The sequence below is a fragment of the Streptomyces sp. NPDC054863 genome, assembly GCF_053610825.1.
Genome location: NZ_JBSGZD010000021.1, coordinates 1 through 17,438 on the forward strand (window position 1 = coordinate 1; position 17,438 = coordinate 17,438).

General features: G+C 70.8%; 12 protein-coding genes. 7 read left to right on the forward strand and 5 right to left on the reverse strand.

Annotated features, from left to right (window positions below; genetic code table 11):
* Positions 1-256 precede the first annotated feature (256 nt).
* Positions 257-2,197 carry an AMP-dependent synthetase/ligase gene (locus ACWGIG_RS06810; protein ID WP_453320456.1) on the forward strand — a complete coding sequence of 647 codons (1,941 nt, stop codon included), beginning with the start codon at positions 257-259 and terminating at the stop codon, positions 2,195-2,197.
* Between the two features lie 7 nt (positions 2,198-2,204).
* Here the strand turns inward: ACWGIG_RS06810 and ACWGIG_RS06815 are convergent, their stop codons facing one another.
* On the reverse strand, positions 2,205-3,062 hold the full coding sequence (locus ACWGIG_RS06815; RefSeq protein WP_453320457.1) for an ABC transporter permease: 858 nt from the start codon (positions 3,060-3,062) through the stop codon (positions 2,205-2,207).
* A complete protein-coding gene (locus tag ACWGIG_RS06820; protein WP_453320458.1) occupies positions 3,059-3,979 on the reverse strand; it encodes an ABC transporter ATP-binding protein in 921 nt (306 codons plus the stop codon). The genes ACWGIG_RS06815 and ACWGIG_RS06820 overlap by 4 nt, the downstream gene beginning before the upstream one ends.
* A 133-nt stretch (positions 3,980-4,112) precedes the next feature.
* Between ACWGIG_RS06820 and ACWGIG_RS06825 the strand changes: the two genes are divergently transcribed.
* The 4 genes from ACWGIG_RS06825 (at position 4,113) to ACWGIG_RS06840 (ending at position 9,025) form a co-directional block, all read left to right on the forward strand.
* A complete protein-coding gene (locus tag ACWGIG_RS06825) occupies positions 4,113-5,378 on the forward strand; it encodes a sensor histidine kinase (RefSeq protein ID WP_453320459.1) in 1,266 nt (421 codons plus the stop codon).
* Complete coding sequence (locus tag ACWGIG_RS06830; RefSeq protein WP_453320460.1) at positions 5,375-6,040, forward strand: response regulator transcription factor; 666 nt, start codon at positions 5,375-5,377, stop codon at positions 6,038-6,040. Before ACWGIG_RS06825 ends, ACWGIG_RS06830 begins: the two co-directional genes overlap by 4 nt.
* A 93-nt stretch (positions 6,041-6,133) precedes the next feature.
* The gene (locus ACWGIG_RS06835) at positions 6,134-6,793 is read left to right on the forward strand and encodes a TOPRIM nucleotidyl transferase/hydrolase domain-containing protein (protein ID WP_453320493.1); all 660 of its coding nucleotides are present in this window, start codon (positions 6,134-6,136) and stop codon (positions 6,791-6,793) included.
* A gap of 96 nt (positions 6,794-6,889) precedes the next feature.
* On the forward strand, positions 6,890-9,025 hold the full coding sequence (locus ACWGIG_RS06840) for a glycoside hydrolase family 3 N-terminal domain-containing protein (protein ID WP_453320494.1): 2,136 nt from the start codon (positions 6,890-6,892) through the stop codon (positions 9,023-9,025).
* A 253-nt stretch (positions 9,026-9,278) separates the two neighbouring features.
* Here the strand turns inward: ACWGIG_RS06840 and ACWGIG_RS06845 are convergent, their stop codons facing one another.
* On the reverse strand, positions 9,279-10,238 hold the full coding sequence (locus tag ACWGIG_RS06845) for a multicopper oxidase domain-containing protein (RefSeq protein ID WP_453320461.1): 960 nt from the start codon (positions 10,236-10,238) through the stop codon (positions 9,279-9,281).
* Between the two features lie 184 nt (positions 10,239-10,422).
* On the opposite strand from ACWGIG_RS06845, the gene ACWGIG_RS06850 reads away from it, so the two are divergent.
* Together ACWGIG_RS06850 and ACWGIG_RS06855 are read left to right on the forward strand one after the other, a co-directional pair.
* The gene (locus tag ACWGIG_RS06850; protein ID WP_453320462.1) at positions 10,423-12,966 is read left to right on the forward strand and encodes a ThuA domain-containing protein; all 2,544 of its coding nucleotides are present in this window, start codon (positions 10,423-10,425) and stop codon (positions 12,964-12,966) included.
* A 69-nt stretch (positions 12,967-13,035) separates the two neighbouring features.
* Positions 13,036-15,192: an OmpL47-type beta-barrel domain-containing protein gene (locus ACWGIG_RS06855; RefSeq protein WP_453320495.1), complete on the forward strand. Its 2,157-nt coding sequence runs from the start codon at positions 13,036-13,038 to the stop codon at positions 15,190-15,192.
* A gap of 18 nt (positions 15,193-15,210) precedes the next feature.
* Here the strand turns inward: ACWGIG_RS06855 and ACWGIG_RS06860 are convergent, their stop codons facing one another.
* Together ACWGIG_RS06860 and ligD are read right to left on the reverse strand one after the other, a co-directional pair.
* Positions 15,211-16,323 (reverse strand): ABC transporter permease, encoded by a 1,113-nt coding sequence (locus tag ACWGIG_RS06860; RefSeq protein ID WP_453320463.1) that lies wholly within the window; start codon positions 16,321-16,323, stop codon positions 15,211-15,213.
* A gap of 8 nt (positions 16,324-16,331) precedes the next feature.
* Entirely contained in the window at positions 16,332-17,366 is a 1,035-nt protein-coding gene (ligD, locus tag ACWGIG_RS06865; RefSeq protein WP_453320464.1) for a non-homologous end-joining DNA ligase, read from the reverse strand.
* Positions 17,367-17,438 lie beyond the last annotated feature (72 nt).

Below are 17,438 nucleotides of genomic sequence, written 5' to 3' on the forward strand. Positions count from 1 at the left end.
TGTTGCGTCTGCGGCCGTCGAGGACGGGCGGCACGGGCTCTGCGGGCCGCACGGCGGCCCGCGCCCCAGGGGCTGATGCGCTGGCGTTCTCGCTGGCAGTGGTCACCTTCGCACGATCACACCGGTGGGCCGTCTCTGCACGCGGGGGCGGACCGGTCCGGTGACGGGGTGGAATTCTGCTCCGTACGGCCTACTTCTCCGTGCGGTTACGCGGCGGTAAGTTGACCGCGAAGTCAGCTGGATCCAAGGAGCCGTGATGGGCGTACGCAAGGATCTGCACAAGGCGCGCAAGCACAGCGGTCTCGCCGACCGCGTCACCATGGAACTGACCCGTGAGGGCGGAGTGGTGCGTGAGGCGCGCGCGTCGGCGCTGGTCACCGTCACCGATGCCGCCACCGGAAGCACCGCCGACATCCCGTACGTCAACGCCGCCGAGGTCCCCGACCAGGTCGTGCTGCGCCGGAAGGACCCGCGTACCGGGCACTGGCGGCCCGTCACCGCCGCCGCCTTTGCGGCCGAAATCACCGCGACCGCGAAGGGGTTGATGGCCGCCGGGCTCGAACCGGGCGGCCGGGTCGCGGTGATGAGCCGCACCCGCTACGAGTGGGCCGTCCTCGACTTCGCGATCTGGGTGGCAGGCGGCCGGACCGTACCCGTCTACCCGACCTCCTCGGCCGCGCAGATCGAGTGGATCCTCCGCGACTCCGGTCCCCGCCTCGTCGTCGCGGAGACCCGGGACCACGCGCGACTCGTCGCCGAGGCGGCGGCCGGATCCGCAGGGGAGATCTCCCCGCGCGTCTGGGTCCTGGACGAGGAGGCGATGGCCCAACTCACCGATGAGGGAAGGGAAGTGGGTGAGGCGGAGGTCACCGCTCGGCGCGCAGCCCTCACCCCCGACACCGTCGCCACCCTCTGCTACACCTCCGGTACCACCGGCCGCCCCAAGGGCTGCGCCCTCACCCACGCCAACCTCCTCGCCGAGGCGGGCAACACGGTCGGGCTGCTGCACCCCGTCTTCGAAGCCGTCACTCGGCAGACCGCCTCCACCCTGCTCTTCCTGCCGCTCGCCCACATACTCGGCCGGGCGATCCAGATCGCCTGTCTCCAGGCCCGTATCGAGATCGGCCACTGCCCCAGCGTCCAGCCCGAGGAACTCCGCCCGCAATTACAGGAGTTCAAGCCCACCTTCGTCGTCGGCGTGCCGTACTTCTTCGAGAAGATCCACGACACCGGGCGGGCCACCGCCGAGAAGATCGGACGCGGCGCGTCCTTCGAGCGGGCCGACCGGATCGCGGTGCGGTTCGGCGAGGCGTACCTCGCGAAGTTCCTCGGCAAGGGGAAGGGGCCCGGCCCCGGGTTGTATGCCGGGTGGGCGCTGTACGACCTGCTGGTCTACCGGCGCATCCGCAAGGAGCTCGGCGGCCGGCTGCGGTACGCGATCAGCGGCGGCTCCCCGCTCGACCGCCGCCTCAACCTCTTCTTCCACGCCGCCGGGATCACCGTCCACGAGGGCTACGGCCTCACCGAGACGACCGCAGCCGCCACCATCGTGCCGCCCCTCTCGCCCCGCCCCGGCACCGTCGGCCAGCCGGTGCCCGGTACCGCGATACGCATCGCCGACGACGGAGAAGTCCTGGTCAAGGGCCGTATCGTGTTCGGCTCGTACTGGAACAATCAGGTGGCCAGTGACGAGGCCCTGCGGGACGGGTGGCTGGCGACCGGCGACCTCGGCGCCCTCGACGACGACGGCTACCTCACCATCACCGGCCGCAAGAAGGACATCCTCGTCACCTCCGGCGGCAAGAACGTCTCCCCGAGCCTGCTGGAGGACCGGCTGCGCAGCCGCCCGCCCGTCGGTCAGTGCCTGGTCGTCGGCGACAACCGTTCGTACATCGCCGCCCTCGTCACCCTGGAGCCGGACGCGCTCCAGCACTGGCTTGCCGTACGGAAACGGCCGCGCGACACCCCGCTCGCCAAACTCCTCGACGACCCCGAACTGCGCGCCGACGTACAGAAGGCCGTGGACTACGCCAACGAGGCGGTGTCGCGCGCCGAGTCGATCCGCCGGTTCCGGCTGGTGGAAGGGGAGTTCAGCGAGGAGAACGGGATGCTGACACCGTCGCTGAAGGTGAAGCGGCGGGCCGTGCAGACGGCGTACGCGAGTGAGATCGAGGAGCTCTACCGGAGTACTGCCTGACGTGTCGTCACAGGTCCCTGCGGTGTACGAGGCCGAGCGCGAGCGTCACCGCGAGGACCGGCCAGAGCGCCAGCACGATCCACGAGTGGCCCGGCGAGGGGGTGTAGGGGAGTGGCGTGAAGAAGGTCGGGTCGACGGTGGCCAGGTTGGACCACGCATTGAACGGCATCGCGAACTTGAGTGCCGCCGTCCACGCCTCTTCCTGGTTGAGGAACGTCGGCAGCAGGATGAGGAGCAGCGCGGTCACCGCCACGGTCGCCGCACCGTGCCGGATCAGCACTCCGATCCCCAGTCCGACCAGAGCGCTCACCGGGGCCAGCAACGCAGAGGCGGTGAGCGAGCGCAGCACTTCCGGATCGCCGAGGGACAGGCTCACTCCGCGCTCCGAAAGGATCGCCTGCGTGAGCGCGTACGACACCGCCACGACGAGCATTCCGAAGGCGGCCGACATGCTCGTGATGACGGTCATCTTGGCTGCCAGCGCCGAGCGGCGGGCAGGGACGGCCGCGAAGGTCGTACGGATCAAGCCGCTGGAGTACTCGTTGACGACGCAGAGCGCGCCCAGTGTGCCGACGATCAGCATCAGGACCATGGCCGAAGCGAGGGGGAAGACGTCCTGGATCGCCCAGGAGCGGGCGAGGTCGTCGATGACTTCCTGCGAGTACCGCGACCAGTTCCGGTAATCGGTCAGGGCGCTGTTCGCGCCGATCCCCACGACGATCAGTGCCGTCACCGGGAAGGACCAGCGCGTCGAGCGCAGCGACCACAGCTTGGTCCACTCGGCGGCGAGGAGGTCGGAGAATCGGGCCCGATGGGCGGAGGCAGAGGCGGCGGAGGTGTCGAGTGCGGCGAGCGTGGCGGTCATCGGGTTGCTCCAGTCTGTCCGGCGGGGTACTCCACGCTGGTGGAAGTCAGTTCCATGAAGGCTTCCTCCAACGAGGAGGTACGGGTGGAGAGTTCGTGCACGACCAACCCGTTTCGGGCAGCGAGCTCGCCGATCCGGGAGGCGGGCAGCCCCGTCACCGTCAACAGCCCGTCTGCGCCCGCCTCCACGGCCGCCCCCTCGCCGATCAGCACGGGAGCGAGCGAGGCCACGTCCGGAGTACGTACCGCCACACTCGGCCGAGTACCGCGCGCCGCGAACTCCGCCAGGCTCTCGGCGGCGATCAGTTCGCCCCGCCCGATGACGATCAGCTGCTCGGCGGTGTTCTCCATCTCCGACATCATGTGGCTCGACACGAACACCGCCCGTCCCTCGCCCGCCAATCGCCGCAACAGGGTGCGCAGCCACAACACCCCTTCCGGGTCGAGCCCGTTGATCGGTTCGTCGAAGAGCAGGACGGGCGGATCGCCGAGCAGCGCACCCGCGATGCCCAGCCGCTGCTTCATGCCGAGCGAGAACCCGCCGATCCGCCGCCCCGCAGCCTTCGCGAGACCCACCTCCTCCAGCACTTCGGCCACCCGCCGCGGGGGAATGCCGTTGCTGCGGGCCAGCACGGACAGATGGGCGCGCGCGGTGTACCCCTTGTGCACGTCGTGGGCGTCGAGGAGCGCTCCGACGTGACGCAGCCCGCGTGGCCGGTCCCGGAAGGGCCGGCCGCCGATCAGCGCCGTACCCCCGGTCGGGTCGTTCAGGCCGAGCAGCATGCGCAGAGTGGTGGACTTTCCGGCGCCGTTGGGGCCGAGAAACCCGGTGACGTGCCCCGGGCGCACGGTGAAGGACAGGCCGCTCACGGCGGTGGTCCTCCCGAAGCGCTTCGTCAGTTCGTCTACTTCGATCATGCGGCCCACGATCCCGCCGGCCGGGCGGTTCCGGCATCGGGCCACCGGCTGCATTCCGGCGGGTGCGGGTAGCCCCAGGACGTACGCCCACGGGCCGATGACCTGCATGGACGCGCTGGCTACGATCGGCCGCATGAACGCTGTCGAGTCCCTGAGCCCGCTGCACATGCGGTCCCTGTCAGCAGGTCTGCGCAATTCCTTCGCCTGGGCCGGGGCCGTACTCTTCCCGTTCGTCCTCTACTTCGCGGTGTTCGAAAGCCGCAACTTCTCGACCGCCTTCCAGGTCCTGGTCCCCGCCCTCCTCTCCGTACTCCCGGTGGGTCTGCTGCGCCACCGGCCGCTGCCCGGGCTGCTGTCCGTCCTCGTGGGGACGTTCGCGGCCGGGACGGCGGTGCCTTCCCGGTGGGTGGAGTTCCCGCGCGGATACGCCGTCGTACCGGTCCAGGTGGAGTCCGAGTGGGCCGGGTACTCCCTCGTCCTGTCGGGGGCCCTCGCGGTGGGCATCATCGCGGCCACGCGCTCGCAGCGACTGTCACTCGGCGCGGCGATCGCGGTGTTCGGGGTGCAGGCAGCGATCGCCCCGTACTTCACTTCGGGGTCGAACTCCTTCACCAGCACTCTCGTCTACTTCTTCCTCGTACTCGTCGTCGCCTGGGGGATCGGCCACTCGGTACGGGAACGCCGTCAGCACGCCGCAGCCCTCAGCGCCCAGGCCGCCGCCCAGGCCGTCACCGCCGAACGCCTGCGCATCGCACGGGAGTTGCACGACATGGTCGCGCACAGCATCGGCATCATCGCCATCCAGGCGGGCGTCGGCAGCCGAGTCATCGAGACCCAGCCGCACGAGGCCCGCAACGCGCTGACCGCCATCGAGACCACCAGCCGCGACACCCTCTCCGGGCTGCGCCGCATGCTCGGCGCACTGCGGCAGGCCGAGCCCGGTCACGTACGAGAAGGTGTCCCGCTGGACCCCGCGCCCGGCCTCGCCGACCTCGACCGGCTGGCCGGGGCGACGGCCGCCGCAGGGGTGCGGGTCGACGTGGAGTGGACGGGGGAGCGGCGGCAGCTCCCCGCCGACCTGGACCTTTCCGCGTACCGCATCGTGCAGGAGGCGGTCACCAACGTCGTACGGCACGCCGGCACCCCGAGCTGCCGGGTGACGCTCGCACAGCAGCAGGAGGAGCTCGTCATCGAGATCGTCGACGAGGGAAGCGGCGGCAGCCGGCCGCAGGGGATCGGCTACGGGCTCGTCGGGATGCGGGAGAGGGTGGCGCTGCTGCACGGCGAGTTCAGTGCGGGGCCGCGCGAGGGCGGTGGCTTCCGGGTCTCGGCCAGACTGCCGCTGCCCCTGTCGGATCCGGCCGCCGCGACCGCAGTGGCGCAGGAGTCGACGCGATGACCGTGCGCGTACTCCTCGCCGACGACCAGCCGCTCGTACGGGCCGGGCTGCGGGTCCTGATGACCGACACGCCCGATCTCGTGGTGGTCGGCGAGGCCGCCAACGGTGCGGAGGCCGTCGCCCGCACGGCAGCCGACCGCCCGGACGTCGTGGTCATGGACATCAGGATGCCCGGCACCGACGGCATCGAGGCCACCCGGCAGATCACCGCCGCCCACCCCTCGGTGCGCGTCCTGATGCTCACCACCTTCGACGACGACGCGTACGTCCACGGCTCGCTGCGGGCGGGCGCGAGCGGCTTCGTCGTCAAGGACATGGCGCTGGAGGAGATCCTCGCCGCGATCCGCGTGGTCGCCGCAGGGGACGCACTGATCGCACCGGGCGTCACCCGCCGCCTGCTCGCGGAGTTCGCCGCCCGCCCCGCACCAGGGCCGCCGCCCGCGGCGCTCAAGGCCCTCGGTGCGATCACCGAGCGGGAGCGTGAGGTGCTCACGCACGTCGGGCGCGGGCTGTCCAACAGTGAGATCGCCGCCGCGCTCTTCATCAGCGTCGCCACCGTGAAGGCCCATGTGGCACGGCTGTTCACCAAACTCGGCGCACGCGACCGGGTGCAGCTCGTCATCATCGCGTACGACACCGGGCTCGTGGCCCCGCCGGTGTGAGACCGGCCGCCGAGGGGCTGCCGCCGGTGGATCTGCGGCCGGGAAAAGCTTTGACGTGGCTGCGACACTGGCCCGGTGGACGAGAAGCAGCAGTTGCACGAGTCGGGCCGCTTCCGGGCAGCGGCCGTCACCTGGGCGGCCGGGGGCCCGGACGCCCCGGCAGCCGCCGAAGCCGCCCACGAACTGGCGACGGGCACCGGGCTGCGCACGGTGGCCCTCGTCGAGGGCGTCAGCGACCGGGCCGCGCTGGAGGCCCTGGCCGTGCGCCGGGGGCGCGACCTGGAAGCGGAAGGCGTGTGCGTCGTTCCGCTCGGTGGGGCGACCAGCATCGGCAGGTTCCTCGCCCTGCTCGGCCCGCAGGGGCTCGACATCGCTCTCGCCGGACTGTGCGACGCGGCCGAGGTCGGCTTCTTCCGGCGCGCCCTGGACCGCGCGGGCCTCGGCAGCCCCCGTACGCACGAAGAACTCCAGCGGCTCGGCTTCTACGTGTGCGACGCCGACCTGGAGGACGAACTGATTCGCGCGCTCGGCCCCTCAGGGGTGGAGCAGGTCGTCCACGCCGAAGGCGACTTGAGGTCACTGCGCACCTTCCGCAACCAGCCCGCCCAGCGGACCAGAACCGTCCACCAGCAACTGCGCCGCTTCATGGGCACCACCGGCGGACGCAAGGAGCAGTACGCGCGGGCGATGGTCGACGCCCTCGACCTGGAGCGCGTGCCGCGCCCGCTGGACGATCTGCTCGCCCACCTGTGAGAGCCTCCAGGGAAAACGGCCGGCTCGACCTATTCAGAGGGTGAACACATGGGTGACGGTGGCGTGGATGCCGGGCTCGGCGGTCGGGCCGGGCTCATGGGTCGTGCCGGGCTCGGCGGGCGCGAAGATGAGATCAGGGCGCTGCTCGCCCGCATGACCGTCGAGGAGAAGCTCGGCCAGCTCCAGCAGCTCGCCTGGACCGGTGCGACCGGCCCCGGCGGCAGCCAGACCGCCCAGGCCGAAGAGGCCGCCAGGAAAGGGAAGTTGGGCTCGGTCCTCAACATCGTCGGCGCCAGGAACAGCAACGCGCTCCAGCGGATCGCCGTCGAGGAGTCCCGCCTCGGCATCCCGCTGGTCTTCGGTTTCGACGTCATCCACGGCTTCTGGACCACCTTCCCGATCCCGCTCGCCCAGGCCGCCGGCTTCGACCCCGAGGTCGCACGGACCGACGGCGAGGTGTCGGCCAAGGAGGCCCGCTCCCACGGCATCCACTGGGCCTTCGCCCCGATGATGGACGTCACGAGCGAGCCCCGCTGGGGCCGCATCGCCGAGGGCTGCGGCGAGGACCCCTACCTGACGGCGGTGTTCGCGGCGGCCAAGACGCGCGGATTCCAGGGCGACGACCTGAGCGCGCCCGACCGCGTGGCGGCGTGCGCGAAGCACTTCGTGGCGTACGGGGGCGCGGAGGGCGGCCGTGACTACAACACCGTCGACGTCTCGGAGTCCCGGCTGCGCAACCTCTACCTCCCGCCCTTCAAGGCGGCCGTCGACGCGGGCTGCGCCACGGTCATGGCCTCCTTCAACACCCTCAGCGGCATTCCCGCCCACGCCAACGGACACACCCTCACCGAAATCCTCAAGGAGGACTGGGAGTTCGAAGGGCTCGTCGTCAGCGACTGGAACGGCGTCGGCGAACTCCTTCCGCACGGCTTCGCCGCCGACGGCGCCGAAGCCGCCCGGATCGCGCTGAACGCGGGCGTCGACATGGAGATGGTCAGCACCCATCTCGGCGATCACGGCGAGGAGTTGCTCGCATCCGGCCGCATCAAGGAGGAGCGGCTCGACGACGCGGTGGCCCGCGTCCTGCGCCTCAAGTACGCCCTCGGGCTCTTCGCGCAGCCGTACGCGGACGAGTCCGCCGTCGTGGAAGTGCCGACGCCCGACGCCCGCGAGGCGGCCCGCGAGGCCGCCGCACGGTCGATGGTGCTGCTGAAGAACGAGGGCGGGGTGCTGCCGGTCGCGGCCGGGACGTCGGTCGCGGTGGTCGGCCCGTTCGCCGACTCCCGTGACATGCAAGGGACGTGGGCAGGCCCTGGTGGGGAGAGGTTTCCGCCGGTGAGCGTGCTGGCCGGGATCCGTGCCGCCGCGGGCCGCGGTGCCAGGGTGACGTACGGCGTGGGTGCCACGGGGCGCGCGGATCTGGTCGTGGTGGTGGTCGGGGAGGGCGCCGAGCTGAGCGGCGAGGCGGCGTCCCGCAGCGACCTGGGCCTCCCCGGTGGCCAGGAGGGCCTGCTCGCGGCGGTCGCGGCCACCGGCAAGCCGTTCGTCGTGGTCCTGCTCAACGGCCGCCCGCTGACGATCGGCAACTGGCTGGAGTCGGCACCGGCGGTCCTGGAGGCGTGGCACCCCGGCATCGAGGGCGGCAACGCGATCGCCGACGTCCTGTACGGCAAGGTCAACCCGGGCGGCAAACTCCCGGTCTCCTTCCCGCGCAACGTCGGGCAGATCCCGGTCCCCTACCACCACGAGAACACGGGGCGGCCCTACGACCCCGAGTCCCCCGACAACACGTACATCACCGGCTACCTGGACGTGGACCGGACCCCGCAGTTCCCCTTCGGGTACGGGCTGAGCTACACGACCTTCGAGATCGGCACGCCGAGGGCGAGCGTCGCGCGGATCGAGGCGGCGGAGCTCAGGCGCGGCGAGACCTTCGAGGTGGAGGTGTCGGTGCGGAACACGGGGGAGCGGGAGGGCGACGAGGTCGTCCAGCTCTACCTGCACGACCCGGTCGCGACGATGGTCCAGCCGGTGCGCCGCCTGCGGGGCTTCGAGCGGGTGACGCTGGGGGCGGGGGAGCGGAAGACGGTCCGCTTCACGCTGGGCGCGGCGGACGTGGGGTTCTGGACGAACGCGGTGGACGGTCGGTTCGTGGTCGAGCCGGGCGAGATCGAGGTGTACGTGGGAGCGAGCTCGGGGGCGCGGGCGCGGTGCGGGGTGGTGGTGGGCTAGGCCCGCCGGCCCTTTCCGGCCTGCGCACCGGTGCGGGCCGGTAGGACGGTGGTCGTTGTGCGGATGCGCCGTGGCTGGTCGCGCAGTTCCCCGCGCCCCTGGCTTGCTTCCCCTCAGCCTGCCTTGGGCAGCGGGCCCCCCGGGGGCAAAGGGGGCGGCCGACGCGCGGGGCCCGCCCACCCGACCGCCCGCCCACCCGACCGCCCGCCCACCCGACCGCCCGCGCTCGCGACCGCCCCGCCCCGCCCCCGGCTCAATGGTGCGGGTCGTAGCCCGGGATCGTCCCGTCCGGCTTGGCGATCAGCAGGAGTCCCGCCATCCCCATGTCCGAATGGCTCTGCACGTGGCAGTGGTACATCCAGGCCCCCGCCCCCACCCCCTCCCCGGCCAGGATCTGGAGGCCGAAGGAGTCCGCGGGGCCGGTGATCTTGTTGTCGACGACGCGGCTCGGGTCCGTCGGGCCCTCCAGGAGCCCCGTCCTGTTGTCCGCCCAGCGATGGCCGTGGATGTGGAAGGTGTGGTAGTACTCGCCGTGCGTGATCATGACGATTTCGAGCCGATCGCCCACCGTGGCCTTGAAGTCGGGGCTCTGGTGTCCCGGCCGGTTGTTGATCGTCATGTCGTTGAAGACGATGGTGAAGGTCTTGTCCGGGAGCAGGTCGCCCTTGCGGCGGACGACCACCCCGCCGTAGAGGCCGCCTCGGATGCCGCCCGTTCCGTGCTCCGTACCCACCACGTGGTCGTGGTAGTGCCAGTAGCCCGCGCTGCCCTCCCGCCAGGTGCCGTCCTTGCGCCTGCCGGGAAGGTGCGTGCGCCAGGTGTAGGTGCGGGTGGAGCCGGGCTCGACGTGGCTGCGGTTCATCTTCGTACCGTCGCTGGCGATGTCGTAGTCGAGGCCGTGGACATGGAGGCTGGCTGCCACGTCCATGGTGTTCTCGAACTCGATGTGCAGGGTGTCGCCCTCGTTGATGTCGATGAGGGGGCCCGGGATCGACGCCTTGCCCTTCTCGAAGCCGTAGCCCATCTGCCCGCCGGGCAACTTCTCCGCGTACATCTTCAGATGGCGGACCGCCCCGCCTGCCGGGGCGGTTCCCGGCGGGGCTGCGGGCCGCGCGGCCCCGGCTTCGGACAACGATGTCAGAGCGGTCGTGCCGGTTGCCGCCACCGCCGTCCCGCCCGCCAGCAGGCGTCTGTTGAAGCTGCGTCTGTCCATGGCGAACTCCCCATCCCGGTACGGAGATTGACGGCGTCACCGTAGCGCTGCGAGGCGGGTTTATCCACGCTCAGGACAAAGTTGGTTCCGGGGCGGTCATACCTCTTGGCGAACGGGGGAAAGAGGTCTAGCTTCAGCGGCTGTTCCTGTGACCACTGAGCCACAGAGGGATGGGTGAACACCTATGCAGCATCTGCAGAGCGCACCGCGTCACCGATCGAGACCACCCCGCCGCATCTGGGCGGCAGTCCTTACGGCGGGGGCCCTCGCCGCCTCCCTGCTCGGCGGGACGTCGGCCGCCGCCCTGCCTGACCCCGGCGATCCGAACCCCTGGGCCCTGAAGGCCAGGGAAGCCCTCAAGGCCAAGGTCAGGACAACGTTGTCCCTACCCGCTCCGCCCGGCAGCGACCCCGCCGTCAAGGTCCTCGTCTTCCACGCCTCCGCATCCGGCGAAGAGGCTCCCCAGGTCAACGCCGGCATCGAGGCGGTCGAGAAGATCGGCCGGTCGGGGCCGGCCGCCCAGCGGTTCACGGTCGTGGCGACCGACGACGCGGGCATCTTCACCAGGCCCCGCCTCGGCAAGTTCAACGCGGTCGTCTTCCTGACCGGCGGCGGCGACGTCCTCGACCCGGAGCAGGAGGCGGGCCTGGAGGCGTACATGGAGGCGGGCGGCGGCTTCCTCGGCATCCACGACGCCGCGCGCACCGAACCGTACTCCGAATGGTTCGGCGCTCTCGTCGGCGCCCGCGCCGTCGCCGCAGGCCCAAGTGGCGTGCAGCGGGCGACGGTTGAGGTCGGCGACCGGCAGCACCCGGCGACCAGGTCGCTCCCGCTGGAGTGGAGGCGGCCCGACAAGTGGCTCAACTGGACCAAGAACCCGTCCGGCGACGTGCACACCGTCGCCAGGGTCCGCGAGGCCACCTACCGGCCGGGCGCCGGTGCCAACGGCGCCGACCACCCCGTCTCCTGGTGCCGCGACTACGACGGCGGCCGGTCCTTCTACACCGGCATGGGCGGCACCGCCGAAGCCTTCGCCGAGACCGACTTCCGCGACCACCTGCGCGGCGCCCTGCTCTGGACCACCCGACTGGAGCGCGCCGACTGCCGCGCCGCCATCAACGCCAACTACGCATCCGAGCGCGTCACTTCACCCAACCAGCCGGGGCAGACCGACCAGATCGGTGAGCCGCACGGCCTGGTCGTCGCCAAGGACGGCCGGGTCGTCCACATCGGGCGCGGAGGTGCGGCGGGCAACGCGCCCGTCGTCACCGACTGGAACAATCCCGACGTCGGCAAGGGGCAGGGCCAGGTCCACGTCTACGACCCGAAGACGAAGAAGGTCACCTTCGCCGGTGCCCTCACCGTCTTCGGCAACAAGGGCGGCGGGGACGAGCTGATCAAGAATGAGGAAGGGCTGCTCGGCGTCGAGCTCGACCCCGACTTCCTCACCAACGGGTGGGTCTACCTGCACTACACACCCCACTCCCGGATCAACCGCGACACACACATGGCCGAGCGCCGCGTCTCCCGCTTCACCCTCGACCCGGCCACCAACAGGCTCGACCTCGCGAGCGAGAAGGTGCTGCTGAACTGGCCGGTGCAGATCCACAGTTGCTGCCACGCGGGCGGCGGGATGGCCTGGGACTCGAAACAGAACCTGTACATCGCGACCGGAGACAACAACTCCTCGCAGTTCACCGGGGGTTACTCCGGAAACAACCCCAAGCCGAACTTCAAGGGCGTCTCCTTCGCCGACGCCCGCCGGACGGCCGGGAACACCCGCAACCTCAACGGAAAGATCCTCCGCATCCACCCCGAGGACGACGGCACCTACACCCTCCCCGCCGGCAACCTCTTCACCGGCCAGGAGCCGGACGAGGGTGGCGACAGGACCCGCGGCGAGATCTATGTGATGGGCGTACGCAACCCCGCGCGCATCGCCGTCGACCCCAAGACCGATGTGCTGTACGCCGGTTGGGTCGGCCCGGACGCGGGGGAGCCCAGCCCCACCTGGGGTCCCGCCAAGTACGACACCTTCGCGGCGATCACCGGACCGGGCAACCGAGGCTGGCCGTACTGCATGGGCAACAACCAGCCCTACCGCGACCGCAACCTGCCCGACCCCGACAAGCCGCTCGGCTGGTACGACTGCGCCAAGCCCAAGAACGAGTCGCCGCACAACGACGGCCTGGTGAACCTGCCGCCCGTCACCCCCAACACCATCTGGTACTCCCCGCAGGGCGGCGGCCCCGACTTCCCGCGCGACGCGGCCGGCGTGCCGAGCTACCAGCTCTCCGAGCAGAAACTGCTCCTGCCCTGGCTCAAGGGCGGCGGCCAGGCCACCATGAACGGCCCGGTCTACCGCTACGACACGGCGAGCACCGGCAAGGACAAGTGGCCCTCCTACTGGGACGGCAAGTGGTTCGTCGGCGACTTCTACGACGGCGGCGACCAGCCCCGGCACGCCGTGCTCACCGACCCGAAGACCGTCGGCAAGGGCGGACTGCCCACCCACGCCGAGTCCCTGAAGAAGATCATCCCGGTGGGGGCGGCGGGCATCCGCAACCTCATGGACTGGAAGTTCGCCCCCGACGGCTCGCTCTACGTCCTCGACTACGGGCGGGGCTTCTTCACCCTCGACGACAAGTCGGCGCTGTGGCGCGTGACGTACAAGGGCGGCGAGCCGACCCCGGCCGCCGGTGACGTGGTCAAGAAGGAGGTGAGGTGAGTGGCCGTCAGGGGATCAGGGAGGCGCACAACTCCCCATGTGTGGACGGCGGTTCTCGCCGCCCTGGTGATGGTTCTCGGGCTGGCCGCCACCGCCGCACAAGGGCGTACGGCGGGCAGCGGCAAGCAGGCCGCGCAGACCCTCACCTGGACCGCGGGCGACCCCGTCGACCGCTATCTGACCTTCCCCACCACGGCGGTGGCGGGACCCACCACGATCGTCTTCGAGAACAGCACCGCGACAGGCAACACCACGAGCATGCCGCACACGCTCACCTTCGACGTGTCGGACCCCGAGTACAACAACGACGTCCCGCTCAACATCCTCGCCAACCCGGGTGACGCCCAGGGCGGCAAGCACACCGCCGAGGTCACCCTCTCCCCCGGCCGCTACCGCTTCCACTGCACCATCCCCGGCCACGGCGCGATGCAGGGCATCCTCACCGTGACCGAGGGCGGCCCCGACACCACCGCTCCCGAGACCTCCGCGAAGGTCGACGGCGAGACGAACGCGGACGGCGACTACATCGCCCACGCCACGGTGACCGTGTCCGCCACGGACGAGGGCGGCTCCGGCGTCGCGAAGACCGAGTACGCGCTCGGGGCGGCCGGCGCCTGGACCCCGTACACCGCACCCGTGATGATCCACGAGGTCGGTACCCACAAGGTCCGCTACCGGGCCACCGACAAGGCGGGCAACACCGCCGCCGAGAAGGCCGTCGACTTCAAGATCGCCCCGCCGCCCACGGACGACAGGACCCCGCCGGAGACCTCGGCGACCGTGACCGGCGAGAAGGACGGCCAGGGGCGGTACATCGGCATGGCGACGGTCACCGTGACCGCGTCCGACACCGGCTCGGGTGTCAACCGGATCGAGTACGCGCTCGGCGCGGCAGGCGCCTGGACCCCGTACACCGCACCGGTGATGGTCCACGAGGCCGGTACGCACAAGGTCCGCTACCGGGCGAGCGACAAGGCGGGCAACGTCGCCGCCGAGAAGGCCGTCGACTTCACCGTCGTCGTCCCGCCCGCCCAGGACAAGACCCCGCCCGAGACGGTCGCGACGGTGACCGGCGCCAAGAACTCCGACGGCGCCTACCTCGGCAGTGCGACGGCGAAGGTCAGCGCGACCGACGCCGGGGGATCGGGCGTCGAGAGGGTCGAGTACTCGCTCGACGGCGGGCCCTACCTCGCGTACACCGCCCCCGTCGTCGTCGACCGCGTCGGCCACCACGCCTTCCTGCACCGGGCCACCGACAAGGCGGGCAACACCTCGGAGCCGAAGAAGGCGTCCTTCGACGTCGTGCCGGGCGGCGGTGTCCCCGCCCCCAACTGCCCCGAATTCGACGAGCGGTTGACCGTATTCGTCGGGACCGTCGACACCGGCGTGCCGAACCGTCTCACCCGTGGCCGCTGCACCATCGGCGAGCTGATCGAGGACGAGAAGGAGTGGACCTCGCACGCCCTCTTCCTCAAGCACGTCGACCAGGTGCTCGACAAGCTCCTCGCCGACGGCGTGATCGACCGGCGCGAGCACAAGAAGATCTACGCGGCCGCCCAGCAGTCCGGCATCGGCAAGCCGGGCCAGACCGAGGGCTACCGCCCGCTGTTCGACGGCACGGCCGCCTCCTTCGCGAAGTGGCAGCAGGTGGGCGGCGGTTCCTTCGGGCTGAACGCGGACGGGACGATCACCAGCAGTACGACCGTTCCCGGCATGGGCATGCTGTGGTTCCCGTCCCGGAAGTACGAGGACTTCTCGCTGAAGCTCCAGTTCCGCGACGACGCGCCCGGTGACACCAACTTCGCCAACTCCGGTGTCTTCGTGCGCTTCCCGAACGTCCACGACCACCCGGAGGAGCCCAGGCCCGAGTGGGTCGCCATCAAGTACGGGCACGAGGTGCAGATCCTCGACCGGCCCGACGGCGACATCTACAAGACAGGATCGCTCTACGGCTTCGACCGGGTCGGCCTCGGCGGCGCGGGCGTGACCCCCAAGGGCACCTGGAACGACTACGAGATCAGGGTGCGGGGCCAGCACTACTCGATCCTGCGCAACGGTGTGCTGATCAACGAGTTCGACAACAACGGCGGGCAGGACTTCCACCCGCCGCGCGGCGACGACCCCGGCACGGACGGACGCAGGTTCGCGTCCGGCTACCTCGGGCTCCAGGTGCACGGCGCGACCGACGTCGTCTCGTACCGCGACATCCGCATCAAGGAGCTGTAGCCGCAGAGCACCGGTACGTCACATCCCGGCGGGCGCGTCCGCCGCCCCGGTCCCCCGTCCCGCGTGGGCGGGGGACCTGTCGCGTCCGCCCGGGTGGCGGTGGCGCCAGAACCAGAACACCGCGCAGGACAGCAGCGCCCAGCCCGCCAGCACCAGATACGGCATCAGATGCTGGTGCCCCTGGAAGTAGACCGCGGTGTGCTGCGCGTTCACCGACGCGCCCGGCGGCAGCCACCGCCCGATGTGGCCGAGGAGCGAAGGCAGCAGCGGCCACGACACCGCGCCGCCCGACGACGGGTTGCCGAGCAGCACCATCAGGCCCCAGGTGGGGATCATCGCCCAGCGGCCCATGAGGGTGTTGAACATGGTGAAGACCATGCCGGAGGTGAACATCGTCAGCGCGAGGATCAGCCAGGACTGCACGAACGGCAGGTCCAGCGCCCCCAGCAGCCAGTCCACCACCGCCGCGATCACGAACCCTCCGAGCAGCGAGTAGGCGAGGTGGAAGCAGATCCGCTCGGCTGGGTTCAACCCCCTTGCGTGGACGCTGAGTTGGATCGCCCCGACGAAGCCGATGATGACCGCGGCGAGCGAGATGTAGAAGAGTGCGAGACCGCGCGGGTCGCCCTTCTGCAAGGGCTTGACGTCCCGCACCTCGACGCTCACCCCGGCCGCCTTGCCCACCTCCGCCCCGGCCTCGGCGAGCAGTTGGGCGACCGACGCACCGGAGGCGCCCGAGAGGTCCAGCTCGACCTTCCGGCCGTCGCCGCTCAGCACCGCGAACACCCGCTGCTCCTCGACCGCTTCGCGGGCCGCCGCCCGGGACCCGTACGAAGTCACCTTCAGCGAGCCGGGCAGCACCTTGTCAAGACCCGCGACGAACGCCTTCAGCTGCGGGGTCGCAGGATCGCCGACGACGGCCGCCGGAATGTGGTGCGGCGTGGGGTTGGCCATCGTGTACGTGTAGGAACCGGCGAAGAGTCCGGCCGCGGCGGCCAGGATGAACACCAGCACCGTCGCGGGCAGGAACGGCGACTTCTTGAAGGCCTCCCACCGCTCGCCACCGGACCGCACCCTGCCGTGCGCACCGTGCGCACCGTGCCGCTCGTGCTCGTGCTCCGAGGAAGGCATCCGGCTGCTCACTCCCGTCCCTCGTGCTCGTCGTGCTTCGCGCGGCTCGGCGCGACCCGCTTCGGCTCGCCCGGCATCTTCGGATAGTCCGGCGGGTACGGCAGATCGCCGAGCCCGCGGTCCTTCTCGTCCCGGTCCGCCAGCTCAAGGAGTGCGTCCAGTACGAAGGCGTGGTCGGTCAAGTCCTCGTGCACATCGCCCAGTTCGGCGAAACGGGCGGGCATGGTCGCCAGGTCGAAGTCCTCGGGGCGTACGTCGTCCAGCTCCTCCCAGCGCAGCGGCGCCGACACCGGGGCGTGCGGCTTCGGGCGGATCGAGTAGGCGGACGCCATGGTCCGGTCGCGGGCGGTCTGGTTGAAGTCCACGAAGATCCGCGGCCCCCGCTCCTCCTTCCACCACGCCGTCGTCACCGCGTCCGGCATCCGCCGCTCCAGCTCTCGCCCGACCGCGATCGCCGCGCGCCGTACGGCGGTGAAGTCCCAGCGCGGCTCGATCGGCACGAAGACGTGCAGCCCGCGCCCGCCCGACGTCTTGGGCCAGCCCCGCAGCCCGTGCTCGTCAAGGACCGTACGCAGCTCGTGGGCGACTTGGACCGCGTCCGAGAAGTCGGTGCCGGGCTGCGGGTCCAGGTCGATGCGCAGCTCGTCCGGGTGGTCGGGGTGCGTGCGGCGCACCGCCCAGGGGTGGAAGGTCAGCGTGCCCAGGTTCGCGGCCCAGAGGACGGCCGCCAGTTCGGTCGGGCAGAGCTCGTCCGCGGTGCGCCCGCTGGGGAAGGAGATCGTGGCCGTGGGCAGCCAGTCGGGTACGTTCTTCGGGGCCCGCTTCTGGTAGAACGACTCGCCCGTGACGCCGTCCGGGAACCGCTCCAGCGTGGTCGGGCGCTCGCTCAGTGCCCGCAGGATGCCGGGGCCGACGGCCAGGTAGTAGCGCGCCACGTCCAGCTTGGTGAAGCCGCGCTCCGGGAAGTAGATCTTGTCCGGGCTGGACAGCCGCACGGTCCGCCCTCCCGCGTCCAGCTCGATCGCCTCGCCAGATTTGCCCATGTGCGCCACGGTAGGCCGAGCCCACATATGCCGCATATCGGAGAATCGGGCAGGGTCGGACCCATGGCCACG

Bases quoted from the DNA above. Each gene is read 5' to 3' on its own strand.
- ACWGIG_RS06810 (WP_453320456.1), top strand. From the start codon at position 257: ATGGGCGTACGCAAGGATCTGCACAAGGCGCGCAAGCACAGCGGTCTC.
- ACWGIG_RS06815 (WP_453320457.1), bottom strand. From the start codon at position 3,062: ATGACCGCCACGCTCGCCGCACTCGACACCTCCGCCGCCTCTGCCTCC.
- ACWGIG_RS06820 (WP_453320458.1), bottom strand. From the start codon at position 3,979: ATGATCGAAGTAGACGAACTGACGAAGCGCTTCGGGAGGACCACCGCC.
- ACWGIG_RS06825 (WP_453320459.1), top strand. From the start codon at position 4,113: ATGAACGCTGTCGAGTCCCTGAGCCCGCTGCACATGCGGTCCCTGTCA.
- ACWGIG_RS06830 (WP_453320460.1), top strand. From the start codon at position 5,375: ATGACCGTGCGCGTACTCCTCGCCGACGACCAGCCGCTCGTACGGGCC.
- ACWGIG_RS06840 (WP_453320494.1), top strand. From the start codon at position 6,890: ATGGGTCGTGCCGGGCTCGGCGGGCGCGAAGATGAGATCAGGGCGCTG.
- ACWGIG_RS06845 (WP_453320461.1), bottom strand. From the start codon at position 10,238: ATGGACAGACGCAGCTTCAACAGACGCCTGCTGGCGGGCGGGACGGCG.
- ACWGIG_RS06850 (WP_453320462.1), top strand. From the start codon at position 10,423: ATGCAGCATCTGCAGAGCGCACCGCGTCACCGATCGAGACCACCCCGC.
- ACWGIG_RS06855 (WP_453320495.1), top strand. From the start codon at position 13,036: ATGGTTCTCGGGCTGGCCGCCACCGCCGCACAAGGGCGTACGGCGGGC.
- ACWGIG_RS06860 (WP_453320463.1), bottom strand. From the start codon at position 16,323: ATGCCTTCCTCGGAGCACGAGCACGAGCGGCACGGTGCGCACGGTGCG.
- ligD (WP_453320464.1), bottom strand. From the start codon at position 17,366: ATGGGCAAATCTGGCGAGGCGATCGAGCTGGACGCGGGAGGGCGGACC.